Raw genomic sequence first — 13,276 nt, forward strand, 5'->3', positions numbered from 1 at the left:
CATAATTTAAATAAACTTATAAATAAAAATAAAAAAGGCATGAGTAGAAAGATCCCCAATACCAGAAAAGGATATAAATATCCTCTGGTATTGAAAACACTTTTACTCATGCCTGATCGAATCAGTAACACGCAACTAAATTTTATTAGTCAGACGTTGGAGATGAATGGTTAAATATAGTACCTCCGTTTCATCTACAGGTCTATTTAATTGTTTCTGCATAACTTTAATCAACTTCCAAGCAAGATTATAGCACAGTGGGTAAGTCATTTTCAACATTTCTGCCAAAGTTTTTTGTTCACCTAACTGTTCTCCCTGATACACGCGTTCTATTGCGCGATGGAGATGTTGAATTAATCGGTTATAATTGATATCACCTTTGGACAATCGAATATCTAAATTCTCCTCTATCACCTTAACCATTCTGGTAATAAGCTTATGATGTTTGTTTAAGTCTCTTAGGGATTTGTCAGTTACAGCGCTATGAATGTGCAATGCGACAAATCCGATCTCACCTTCCGGAAATTGAATATTTAATTCATTTTTTACTTTTTGCACCACTTCAGAAGCTACTTGAAATTCTTTTGGATACAAGGACTCAATTTCTAACAAAAATGGATTATTAAAAGGAATCTTTTTGTGAACACGATTAATTGCAAACGCTAAGTGATCTGTTAATGCAACATGAATATGCTCGTTCAATGACCTTCCCATTCTCTCTTCAATATAGAACATCACATCATTCATAAAGCTAAAAATATCTTTATCCACGTGCCTCAACAAGTGCATATACTGTTCTTTTTCCTGTTCATCCTTTAATAAGAATGTCTTATCTGCTTGATCAAAAGGAACTTTGTCCCCTTTTTGTTTATTAAATCCCAAGCCTTTCCCAATTAAAACCACTTCTTTATAAAGTGGATGTGTTGCAATAATAACATTATTGTTTAACGCTTTCTCCACAATTAATTCTTGCATAACGGCAATCCTCCAAAGCTATGCCATTCAATCATATTCCATGGTATATGCAAACGCTATAATGTGCAAGTATTTTATGTTACTTAAAAAGTGATAGGCCTTTTTATTAGCCTATCACTCATCTAAAAAGCAACTATTCCATCTGTCTAGCTAAAAACCCAGCAGCTGTTTCTGCCGCCTTTTGTTCTACTGTTGAGACACTACCTTCTTTAGAGAAAATAATTACACAGCCAATGGGATCTCCATTTGCAATAATTGGGTGCATGACATAAGACACATTCAATACACCTTGATCAGCAATTAGTTCCAATGCTACTTTTTCCGGCTTCATTACACTATTTCGCTCTTCCATTACTTTTTCAATTGGTTGTGCAATGCTCTTACCTAAGTAATCTTTTTTTGGTTCTCCTGCAACAGCAATATATGCATCACGATCACATATTAAAATTCCATTTCCAACTGAGTCAAATAGTGCTTCTGCATATTCTTTTGCAAAGGTACTTAATTCACGTATTGGAGAATATTTCTTTAAGATCACTTCCCCTTCTCGATCAACAAAAATCTCCAAAGGATCACCTTCACGAATACGTAATGTCCTTCTAATTTCTTTAGGTATAACTACTCTTCCCAAATCATCAATACGACGTACAATTCCTGTAGCTTTCATTTCAAGCAGCCTCTCTTTCTTTGATGATCATCTATCTGGTATCATTTCCACTTTTAAAAAGTAAAAACATAAATAACCAGTTGTGGTTTTAGTATGGTTGTATAAAAATGAACTATACATTTTATTTTGTATCGTCACGCTTTAAATTTTCCATGTCCTTCATAAAGCAAATGATTTCCTGATAACGATTTGGATATGTTTTCCTATCCCAACGAAAGCTAATTTTTAAATTCTGATTATCTGTACCAAGTTGCATCATACGCCCATATTGATTTGCATAATAAAATAATTTTTCACCATCAATAACTTGGCTGGCACTTGATTCGATAAGTAATTCCGTTGCTTGTTTTTTTTCTCTTATTGATTCAACTCGTTGTTTCTTTGCTTCAATTCGTATTTCTGTTACATCAAATAAGTTAGCAACTTCACTTGGATAATCACCGAATCGGTCAATTAATTCCTCACGAAGTTCTTCTACTTCACTTTCGGATGCAACTGTCTGGAATCGTTTATACATATCGATTTTTTGCTTTCCATCTGGAATGTAGGTATCTGGTAAATACGCATCAATTGAAATACTAATTTCAGGATTAAATGGTTTAATTTCTTCCTCCATCTTTCCTTCTTTTCGTTTATCAACAGCATCTTTTAGCATTTGAGAATACATATCAAATCCTACTGAATCAATAAAGCCATGTTGTTGTGCACCTAAAATATTCCCCGCACCACGAATGGATAAATCACGCATAGCTATTTTAAATCCAGATCCAAGTTCAGTAAATTCTTTTATTGCCTGCAAGCGTTTTTCGGCTACTTCTGTCAACACTTTATCTTTTTGATAAGTGAAATAAGCATAAGCAATACGATTACTTCTTCCAACACGCCCACGAAGTTGATAAAGTTGGCTTAGCCCCATACGATCTGCATCATATACAATAAGTGTATTGACATTTGGTATGTCAACACCCGTTTCAATAATAGTTGTACTTACTAATACATCATATTCTCCTTCTAAAAAGCCAAACATCACATTTTCAAGCTCTGTTTCATTCATCTGGCCATGTGCAACACCTACACGGACATCATCAACAAGCATACTAATTTCCTGTGCTTTACGTTCTATATTTTCTACACGGTTATAAAGGAAAAAGACTTGTCCACCCCTTGCCATTTCCCGCTCAATAGCTTCACGTAAAAACATCGGATTATACTCTAGTACATATGTTTGAATTGGAAATCTATTTGCAGGTGGCGTTTCAATAACGGATAAATCTCTTACACCTAGCATTGACATATGTAATGTTCTTGGAATTGGTGTGGCTGTTAATGTTAATACATCAACATTTGTTTTTAATTGTTTGATTTTTTCTTTATGCTTTACACCAAAACGTTGCTCTTCATCAACAATCAATAAACCTAGTTCCTGATAAACAACATCCTTTGATAACAATCGGTGCGTACCTATTACTAAATCAACTAATCCCTTTTTTAAACCTTCTAATGTCTCTTTCTGCTGTTTTCTTGTCCTGAAACGACTTAACAACCCTATATTTACTGGATAGTCTTGAAAACGTTCCATTACCGTCTCATAATGTTGTTGTGCTAAAATTGTAGTGGGAACTAAGATTGCTACTTGCTTTCCTTCTGCTATTGCTTTGAAAGCAGCTCGAATAGCCACTTCCGTCTTACCATATCCAACATCTCCACAAAGCAAGCGATCCATTGGTCGAACCCGTTGCATATCTTCCTTAATTTCCTCTATACAGCGTAGTTGATCCTCTGTTTCTTCATAAGGAAAAGCATCTTCAAATTCACGTTGCATAATGGTATCTTCTGAGAATGCATAACCTTTAGATGCCTCTCGCTCCGCATAAAGCTTAATTAAATCATCTGCTATGTCCTCGACAGTGGATTGAACTTTTCTTTTTACTTTTTTCCATTCACTTCCACCCAGTTTATACAACTTTGGTTCTTTTCCTTCTGACCCTACATATTTCTGAACTAAATCAATTTGATCAATAGGAACAAATAACTTGTCGTCCCCAGAATACTTTAACAACATAAAATCTTTGTGTGCACCATTTACAGCTAGATTTTCTATACCTATGAAACGTCCAATTCCATGGTGCACATGAACAACGTAGTCACCGACCTTTAACTCCTGGTAAGACTTAATACGCTCGGCATTAGAAATTTTTTGTTTTCTTTTAGACGTCTTTTTGGCTGTTTTCTTAAATAATTCTTTTTCCGTAATAATGGCTAGCTTATGAAGTGGAAGTTCAAAACCACCAGTAAGTTCACTAATCATAATTGTTATGTTTTGCACAGGGAGTGCTGTATCATTATCCATAATTTGTGATTCCATTTTATAATCTTGTAAAATAGATTGAACCTTTTCTGCACGTTCAGCATTAGGGGTCATTACAATAATAGAATAGTCACTTTTTTTCCAACGACCTATTTCATTCTGTAAAACATGCATTTGTCCATGAAACTGTTGCATTGCGCGGCAAGATAAATTCACAATATTTTGTGGTGTAGTATTTGGAATATGACGTAAAAATACAGATAAATAAATCTTTGGATACTTCATCCTATCCCATACGTCATGCCAATCAAAGGCGCTGGAAGCTTCACGGACCATTTTATGATCTTCTAATAACGTCTGGTGCCACTCTGCATCTGATTGGTCAAGATGTAGCGCTGCCTCTTGAATACGACTCATCTCATCCAAGATGATACATCCATTATTAGGTAAATAATCTAGTAAACTAGACTTTCGCTCATAGAAAAATCCAATATATTTTACTAACTCCTGAAATCGTTCTTGTTCTTTCATTCGTTCAATATCATGAGTAATAACCTGTGATAGCTTCTCCTTAGCACTTGGATCATGTAATTTTTTTAAATCATCAGCTAAAGCATTTTCTAATCGTTGTGCTCCTGCTAATAGGTCTTGATCTGTTAATAGTATTTCAGTAACTGGCTGAATCGTGATGTATTCTTGTTTTTCTAATGAGCGCTGTGATTCGGCATCAAAAAAACGAATAGAGTCTACTTCTTCATCGAACAATTCCACTCGGACAGGATTAGATTCTGTAATTGGATACATATCTAAAATCCCACCACGCATACTATATTCACCCGGGCTAGATACCATATCCACTCGATTATATCCCATATGATTTAAAGTATTTATATAAGTAGTAATAGAAATATCTCTTCCTATTTCAAATCTAAGCTGATATTTGCTCCAATAATTTTTTGGAGGAAGCATTCTTTTTAAAGCAGCAACAGGTGCTACTAGAATACCTTTTTCACTTTGTGACCATTCAGTAAGAGCTTGAATCCGTTGGCTTCGTAATTCTGGACTAGCCACCGCCATCTCTGTTGTAATTAATTCATTAACTGGGTATAAATAAATATAATTATTGCTATTTGACATTTTAACTAAATCATCATAAAGCTGTTGTGCCTGTGTTAAATGATGCGTTATAAGCAAAATGGGACGATCAATGGATTCTTTTAAAATAGATACTAATAAACTGCGCGCAGATCCTGTTAATCCACTGACAAGCTGTTCATTTAAACCAGATGATAAACCATTGATTATCGAGTAAATATCATCATGATGGTACAAGTAATCCTTTATTCCTTTCATTTTCTTCCCCCCTATATTTCACACATTTTTCTGATCATTCTTTACGTGCAAAAATGCTTTGGTTTACTAACCAAAGCTATAAAACATTGCGATCTATTTTATCTATTATGTTTTTATCCTATATTCTCTTATTGAAGAAAAGAATCTAATGCATGATAGTGCGGATTATGTTCTAATGTTTCTTGACAGTCCTCACATATGACATACATCTCTATCTCACCATTTGCTCCATACTGTATCATTTCTTTTCGATCTTCATTAGATAGCGTCTGCCATCCCAACGACCTTGTATCAACTATATCTTGCTTAATCGTACCCAATAACTGCTTACAATGGCGACACTTGTATAAAATTGCCATAAACATACCTCCAATGGAAAAGATGCTTTGCTATTTATCATTTCCATTGATTCTTGTTTTATACACTATATGATTATTGGTTAAAATCATTCATTACTTCTTGAAAAGGTTTGTGCATCCACGCATTACAAGCCTGAACTGCATGTTTAATACCTTCCTGCACTTCTAAATGTTGAGATTTATCAAAATCGCCTAAAACATGATCAATAACACTTGCATGACCCGAAGGACGATCAATACCTATACGAAGTCGATTGAAATTTTTAGTTCCAAGATGGTCAATAATTGACCGTATACCATTATGACCACCATGTCCTCCTTTTTGTCTGAGCCTGATCTTCCCTGTTGGTAAATCAAGGTCATCATAAACAACGAGAATATCGCTCACTTCGAGTTTATAAAAATCCATCAATGGACGAATGGAATCACCAGATAAGTTCATATATGTTTGTGGTTTTAGTAAAATGATTTTTGTCTGTTCCATCTTTTCCATTGTATATAGACCATTAAATTTTGATTTATTAATTTTCCAGTTATTATACGTTGCAAGTTCATCTAATACCATAAAGCCAATATTATGGCGTGTGTCTTCATATTTTTTACCAGGATTCCCTAACCCAACAATACACTTCATTTTCTCACGTCTTTCTTTAGACAGTTTACATACGCTTTATATTCTACTGATTTCCATGGCAAAAATAAAGCGATAACTTATTATATTATTTGTGTTGTTTAAATTCTCATTAGCTTCTCACTAATGATAGCAGATCTCCCCTATGTAATACAAAAATGAATCTTTGTAATAACAGAATCAATTATCACCATTTTATTATAAAAAAGCTTGGACAATTGTCCAAGCTTTTATTTATATTATTCTTCATCATCTGTTTTTTCATTAATTACTTCTGGTTCTGCTTCTTCTTCTTCTGTTACTTCTTCTGCACTATCAGGAGCAGTTACCGTTACGATCGTTGTATTTTCATCTTCAAGGATCTCATAGTTTTTCCCTTCTTTTAAATCGGAAACCATAATACTATCTCCTATTTCTAATGAAGAGACATCAATCGTTATTTCTTCAGGAATATCTGCGGGCTTTGCTCGAATTGCTAATTCATACAACGGTTGTTGTAGCACGCCACCTTCTTTGGCTCCTTGTGCGTCCCCTTCTAATCGGATAACAACCGACACATCCATTTCTTGAGACATATTAACAACATAAAAGTCCGCATGAACAAGCTCATCTCTTAATGGTTCAATTTGATAGTCATGCAACATTACATCTACTGTTTCGCCTTCAACATCTAATGAGATAATTGCATTTTTTCCTTCGTCTCGGACTGTTTTTAATAATTCTACACTATCAACTGAGACAGTATTTGATTTTTTGTCATTACCATACACCACTGCTGGTATGCGTCCCGATTGTCTAATTAGTTTCGTATTTGATTTTTTTAAATCTTCTCTTTTACTTGCTTTAAGTTTTACTGCCAAGTTCATCAACCTCCAATAAATTTAAAAACTAAATCTATTTAAGGTTATTCCCTGTTACTTGCAAGATTAAACATTTAAATTTAATTAATCAAATAACACACTAACAGATTGCTGTTCATGGACACGAATAATTGCCTCACTGATTAGTGGAGCTACCGATAAAGTTCTAACTTTTTCTGTTTGCTTTTCCTCAGGTAATGGAATAGTATTTGTAATTACTAGCTCTTTAATTGGCGAGTTACCGATTCTATCCATAGCTGGTCCGGATAGCACTGGATGCGTACAGCAAGCATATACTTCTTTTGCACCATTTTTAATTAGCGCATTAGCACCTAATGTAATGGTTCCTGCTGTATCAATAATATCGTCAATTAAAATAGCTGTTTTTCCTTCTATATTCCCAACAATATTCATTACTTCAGCTACATTCGGGCGTGGACGGCGTTTATCAATAATTGCTATAGGTGCTTTTAGACGATCTGCCAACTGACGCGCTCTAGTTACGCCACCATGATCTGGTGAAACAACCACAACATCTTCCAAGCCTTTTTTATTCCAATAATCAGATAAAATTGGAACACCTACTAATTGGTCAACAGGGATATTAAAGAAACCTTGTATTTGTGGAGCATGTAAGTCTAACGAAATAACACGTGAAGCTCCAGCTACTTGTAATAAATCTGCTACTAATTTTGCAGTAATTGGTTCACGTGCGCGTGCTTTTCGATCTTGACGCGCATAACCATAGTAAGGCATAACAATATTAATGGTTTTAGCTGATGCTCGTTTTAGTGCATCAATCATAATTAATACTTCCATAATATGTTGATTTACTGGTACACAAGTAGATTGAACAACATACACATCACAACCGCGTACACTTTCTTCGATATTAATTTGAATTTCTCCATCGCTAAAGGTCGTAACTGAACATTCTCCTAATGGAACACCTATCTGTTCTGCTATTTCCTCTGCTAAATGTGGATTAGAATTTAAAGTGAATACTTTCAAAGATGAATCTTGATATCCCGCTGACATTTCGTCAAACCTCCATTTTAATCTATTTAAATTTATTTAATCGTTTTACATATGCCTCTTTATTTACTTGTTTCGAACGAGCAATCGACAAAGCATCTGCAGGAACATCTTTATTAATAGTAGAGCCTGCAGCTACAAGCGCACCTTCCCCAATCGTTACTGGTGCAATTAAATTGGCATTACACCCAATAAAAGCATTATCTTCTATTTTAGTTAGATATTTGTTTTTTCCATCATAATTAACAGTGATTGTTCCACAACCAACATTAACATCCTTACCTATTTCTGCATCACCAATGTAACTTAAATGGGAAACTTTACTCTTGTCATCAATTTGTGCTTTTTTAACTTCTACAAAATTACCAATTTTTACTTCATCACCAATTGCTGTTTGCGGACGAATATGTGCAAAAGGGCCGATATTTACATGATTACCAATTTCGCTATCTGTTGCAACACTTTGTTTTATAATTGTATTTTCACCAATTAAACAATTATTAACCTCTGAATGTGCACCTATTACAGTACCAGTACGAATAGATGTTTCTCCTTTAATAACACAACCAGGCTCAATCACCACATCCGGGTCAATGACAACCTGTGGTTCGATATAAGTATAATCAGGATCAACAATCGAAACACCATTTTTCATATGCTTCATATTAATACGATTTTTCATGATTTTTTCTGCTTTTGATAGTGCTACTCGATCATTAACACCTATGGTTTCATCCGGATCTTTTGTCTTGTGCGCTGCTATTTTTTCATCTGCCTGTTTCAAAATCTCGATTACATCCGGAAGGTAATATTCTCCCTGTGCATTATCATTGGACACTTTCTTTAAAGAATCAAATAGTAATTCATTATCAAAGCAATATGTACCTGTATTAATTTCATTTACTAAAAGCTGATCTTCTGTAGCATCTTTGTGCTCGACAATTTTTGCAACATTCCCATCACTATCTCGAATTACTCGTCCATATCCACTAGGGTCAGTAATGGTTGTAGTTAAAACGGTTGCTTTTGCTTCTGATTGTACATGATGATCAAATAAAGCATTTAATGTTTCTGCCGTTAATAAAGGGGTATCACCACAAACCACCAACGTTACGCCTTGTTCATTCTCAATGAATGGTGCTGCTTGTTCTACCGCATGTGCTGTTCCTAATTGTTCTTCTTGAAGAATAAATTCAGATAAATCATCTAACTGTTCTTTAACATGCTCTGCACCGTACCCTACGATTGTCATGACTCTAGTTAAATTTAAGGGTTGTAGTTGATCCATTACATGCTGAACCATAGGTCGACCCATCACGGGGTGTAAAACTTTATAAATCTTTGACTTCATTCTTGTCCCTTGCCCTGCTGCGAGGACAATTGCGTATCGATTTTCCATCAAGCTAGCCTCCATCTTCTTTTTTGTTAAGTGGATCTTCAGCTCGTGCTGTTCCTTCAGCACAAAGAACGCTTCGGCAGCGATACATGACACGTAGAAAATGATCCTTTATTTTCAGATATCTACGTATTAAGAATTACTTATTCATTTTTTAGAAACTACATTGCTTATTATAAACCGAAACTATACTATTTTATATACATTAACGAATATATCCTAATTACCTGTCTATTTCAACAACAAAATACACGAAGATAAAGTACAGAAAATTCGCCAAAAAGAAAAAAGTCTAATCTGGTTGATTAGACTAAGATAGTAATTTATTAATCTTAAGAAGCTCCTGCTCCTTCATATTGCACTTCTACCTCTCCGACACGATGATATTCCTCTAATACTGCTTCTTGGATTTTAGTTCTTGTATTAGAGTTAATAGGATGTGCTATATCTCGAAACTCTCCATCTGGCGTTCGTTTTGAAGGCATCGCAACAAACAACCCACTGTTTCCATCAATCACACGAATATCATGCACAACAAATTCTTGATCTAATGTAATAGAAGCAATTGCTCGCATTCTCCCTTCGGTATTCACGCGGCGTAATCTCACGTCTGTTACTTCCATTATGTTCACCACCTTTTCCCATAGAACTTATTACCATAATTCTACATAAGTATAGGATTTCCTGCTTATTATGAAAAAAAATATAAATTAATTTTTCTATATTATTTTTATTCATAATAAACAAAAGGGGGAACACCATTAGGGTGCTAGAAGTCACGCATAAGACAAGCTATTACCTGTTGGTAATCGTGCCATTTAAGCAACTTAAGACAAGATACTATTTAATCAAGTTCATTAAAAAAATTACCTTTACGCACTTCAATTTGTTGATTACGAACATCAACATTTGATATTTTTACTAGCGAAGTATAATCCTCTACTACTCGCTCATCTTCTTCATCTTCAGCTTCGGCCAATACACCTATTCCAGCCACCTGAGCATCAAATTCTTTTAATAGACTTTTCATTCCGTCAATTGTACCGCCTGCTTTCATGAAATCATCAACGATACACACCTTAGCTCCTTGCTTGAGGCTTCTCTTTGTTAAGACCATGGTTTGTATTTTTCGAGAGGAGCCAGACACGTAATTAATACTCACTGTTGATCCTTCCGTTATTTTAGGATCACGTCTGACGATAACAACTGGAACATTTAAAAAGGAAGCCACCGCATAGGCTAATGGTATCCCTTTTGTTGCAACAGTTACAACTGCTTCAATATCAAGTGGTGCAAATTTAGTAGCAAACAAACGACCAATTAATCGAATCGTTTCAGGCTCTCCTAAAATATCACTCATAAATAAATAGCCACCTGGTAACAATCGATTCGGATCTTCCAATCGATGACATAAAGTATTAATAAATGATTCACTGTTTTCCTTGCCATAATGCGGAATATAACGCACACCACCAGCAGCTCCAGAAACAGACTCTAGATAACCAATACCCTCTTGTTGTAACATGTTATTCATTATCGTTAAATCTTCACTAACGGAAGACTTAGCTGCTTGATACTTTTCTGCAAAGAATGGCAAAGATATTAATTGTAGGGGATGTTCTAATACATAGTGTGTCATCCCAATTAAACGATCACTTCTTTTCATATACACACCTCAAAAGCCGAATATTTTAAAACGAATATACCATTTTATACGGTTTCGATCAAGTTTTGGGAATAACTAATCACTCTAACTCGCATACTTTATCACATAAGCATCATTTAAAACGGGTAGAGTCAATTCCACTCATCAAAACGGCATATATTTTTAAATAAATCGCCTTTACTTTTTATTTCAGGGACATATATTCCCAACCTATATTACACTTCATCTTTTATCTATTCCTAATCATACCATAGCATAGAGAAAAAAAGGAGACAAACCCTTTATTCGGATTTGTCTCTTACTAATTGTTGTTCAGCCATTTCCACAGCGCGCTTTACCATATTTCCAGCATCTCGTGCCTTAATACCGCCCCAACCTTCTTTTTGAACGGTGTCGTAAAAACCTAATTCTTTTGCAATCTCTTCTTTCAATCGTTCGGACATAATGCCACGACGTCTACTCATATGAGAGACCGCTCCTTTCTTTAATCAATAGGCCGACAAAGCTAGTATGCGTAAAAAGCTCAATTATATAACTTATATCATTTAGTAAGTATAGTAATACGATCATTATTTTCACAACGCTTGGGCTTTATTCCAAGACATCACCTTAAAAGACAAAACAAAAAGCAGCAAACTTTGTTTACTGCTCCCCAACCGCTACTACACTTCTGTCTTCGATGAAGTTTAACTCTACTGTTTCTGTCAAAATATCAGCATAACTGTACGAAACACGCTCAAACGCATTCTCTTCTTGATCAAGTGCCACAATAAACACCGCTGGATACGTCTCAGCCAACGTTCCATACCGTTCCACTGTCTTCCTTCTTCCACCATTGGCAGTTAATTTCAAACGTTTTCCAATTTGGCAATCCAGACCTCGTTTAATTTCGACTAATGTTTTGGCCAATATACTCCACCTCACTGAATTAAGTATAACACAAGCTTGTATTACAGTCAATAAAATATTACATTATAACAAGTTATTGTTTTACTTGTCAACTAAATATTTTGTGACTTTTCCATTACTTATTAGGGTTTCACAAAAATGTAAAATTATGTACAAAAAAAGAAGGTAACTATTTACCTTCTAATTTAACTCTTCTTCGACATATGGCATTCCCGTACGGAGCAGCCCTTTTGTTTCAATACCACCTAAACCTTTTTCTCCTGTTAATGTATTTCTCAGCGCATCATATACACTAACCTTTTCCATAAACGAGGTATACGCAACTTTTGCAGCAATATAAACAGGATCTAAGGCATGAATGTTAATCCTAGACGGTGAGCTTGCAAAATTAGCACCTGCTCTAATTAACGATTCAAAATGAGATTGACAAGCTCCAGCAAAAATCACTAATTGATCAACATTAGGTACAATACTTCTTGCTTCTCTCACCGTATCAACAAAATACTTGGAATGACGATATGCCCGCAAATCAGTCTTTTCCCCTTTGTTACGCAAAAATGCATCATGGCCAGTAATTACAATTATATCTGGCTGAATTTTTGTAACTAATCGACCGATTTCCTCTGGCATTTCTTTTTCATCACAATAAAGGCCATGTACTTGCAAGCCAACTCGTTGATATAGCTCAATACATTTTTTCAAATATAAGCGATCTCCATCCAAGTGCAGTACGCGTGCTGGTACCTGAAAATAATTTGCATCTTGATGATACCCAGCAGTTGACTCATAATGTCGCTTTTCCTTCATTAATTGGTAGTCCTGGCGAAACAGCCGAAAAGAGTAATCTTCTTTTTCCTTCTCTTGTTTTTTCCAATCTTGTATTTCTCGTTTATGAACTTTTCTTAAATCAGTTATATCAGCATCTGCTTCTAAACGGATATCTTCCCCATGAAGGATAGCCACATTATTGTTTATCGTATTAATTCGAAAAAGAATATCATTTTTATATGAATCCCTAGTAACTACATCACCAGTAACAAAAGACATGGTTCAACCACCTCATATTCACGATAGACGTTTTACCATAGATTATGGTCAATTAGGTGAATATGTGCGT

Annotated in this window: 13 protein-coding genes; all 13 read right to left on the reverse strand. The window is 35.0% G+C overall.

Features of this window, described 5'->3' with window-relative positions:
• Positions 1-135 precede the first annotated feature (135 nt).
• Positions 136-975 carry a glucose PTS transporter transcription antiterminator GlcT gene (gene glcT, locus BN1058_RS08655; protein ID WP_090855715.1) on the reverse strand — a complete coding sequence of 280 codons (840 nt, stop codon included), beginning with the start codon at positions 973-975 and terminating at the stop codon, positions 136-138.
• Positions 976-1,108: 133 nt separating this feature from the next.
• Complete coding sequence (gene spoVT, locus BN1058_RS08660) at positions 1,109-1,642, reverse strand: stage V sporulation protein T (RefSeq protein WP_090855717.1); 534 nt, start codon at positions 1,640-1,642, stop codon at positions 1,109-1,111.
• 121 nt (positions 1,643-1,763) lie between these two features.
• A complete protein-coding gene (gene mfd / locus BN1058_RS08665) occupies positions 1,764-5,303 on the reverse strand; it encodes a transcription-repair coupling factor (RefSeq protein ID WP_090855720.1) in 3,540 nt (1,179 codons plus the stop codon).
• A 128-nt stretch (positions 5,304-5,431) separates the two neighbouring features.
• Positions 5,432-5,662, reverse strand: a complete 231-nt coding sequence (locus tag BN1058_RS08670) for an anti-sigma-F factor Fin family protein (protein ID WP_090855723.1) — start codon at positions 5,660-5,662, stop codon at positions 5,432-5,434.
• Positions 5,663-5,735: 73 nt separating this feature from the next.
• Entirely contained in the window at positions 5,736-6,296 is a 561-nt protein-coding gene (pth, locus tag BN1058_RS08675; RefSeq protein ID WP_090855726.1) for an aminoacyl-tRNA hydrolase, read from the reverse strand.
• A gap of 236 nt (positions 6,297-6,532) precedes the next feature.
• A complete protein-coding gene (locus BN1058_RS08680; RefSeq protein WP_090855729.1) occupies positions 6,533-7,153 on the reverse strand; it encodes a 50S ribosomal protein L25/general stress protein Ctc in 621 nt (206 codons plus the stop codon).
• Between the two features lie 84 nt (positions 7,154-7,237).
• Positions 7,238-8,191 (reverse strand): ribose-phosphate diphosphokinase, encoded by a 954-nt coding sequence (locus tag BN1058_RS08685; protein WP_090855732.1) that lies wholly within the window; start codon positions 8,189-8,191, stop codon positions 7,238-7,240.
• Between the two features lie 22 nt (positions 8,192-8,213).
• Positions 8,214-9,587 (reverse strand): bifunctional UDP-N-acetylglucosamine diphosphorylase/glucosamine-1-phosphate N-acetyltransferase GlmU, encoded by a 1,374-nt coding sequence (gene glmU / locus BN1058_RS08690; RefSeq protein WP_090855738.1) that lies wholly within the window; start codon positions 9,585-9,587, stop codon positions 8,214-8,216.
• Between the two features lie 329 nt (positions 9,588-9,916).
• Positions 9,917-10,207, reverse strand: coding sequence for a septation regulator SpoVG (spoVG, locus tag BN1058_RS08695; RefSeq protein WP_090855741.1), 291 nt, complete (start codon positions 10,205-10,207; stop codon positions 9,917-9,919).
• A 221-nt stretch (positions 10,208-10,428) separates the two neighbouring features.
• Complete coding sequence (purR, locus tag BN1058_RS08700; protein ID WP_090855744.1) at positions 10,429-11,250, reverse strand: pur operon repressor; 822 nt, start codon at positions 11,248-11,250, stop codon at positions 10,429-10,431.
• A gap of 281 nt (positions 11,251-11,531) precedes the next feature.
• The gene (locus tag BN1058_RS08705; RefSeq protein ID WP_090855747.1) at positions 11,532-11,714 is read right to left on the reverse strand and encodes a small, acid-soluble spore protein, alpha/beta type; all 183 of its coding nucleotides are present in this window, start codon (positions 11,712-11,714) and stop codon (positions 11,532-11,534) included.
• A 178-nt stretch (positions 11,715-11,892) separates the two neighbouring features.
• The gene (gene veg, locus BN1058_RS08710) at positions 11,893-12,159 is read right to left on the reverse strand and encodes a biofilm formation stimulator Veg (protein ID WP_090855750.1); all 267 of its coding nucleotides are present in this window, start codon (positions 12,157-12,159) and stop codon (positions 11,893-11,895) included.
• A 180-nt stretch (positions 12,160-12,339) separates the two neighbouring features.
• Positions 12,340-13,206: a sporulation peptidase YabG gene (yabG, locus tag BN1058_RS08715; RefSeq protein ID WP_090855753.1), complete on the reverse strand. Its 867-nt coding sequence runs from the start codon at positions 13,204-13,206 to the stop codon at positions 12,340-12,342.
• Between the last annotated feature and the right edge of the window lie 70 nt (positions 13,207-13,276).

This window comes from Paraliobacillus sp. PM-2 (assembly GCF_001368815.1).
Lineage (GTDB): Bacteria > Bacillota > Bacilli > Bacillales > Amphibacillaceae > Paraliobacillus.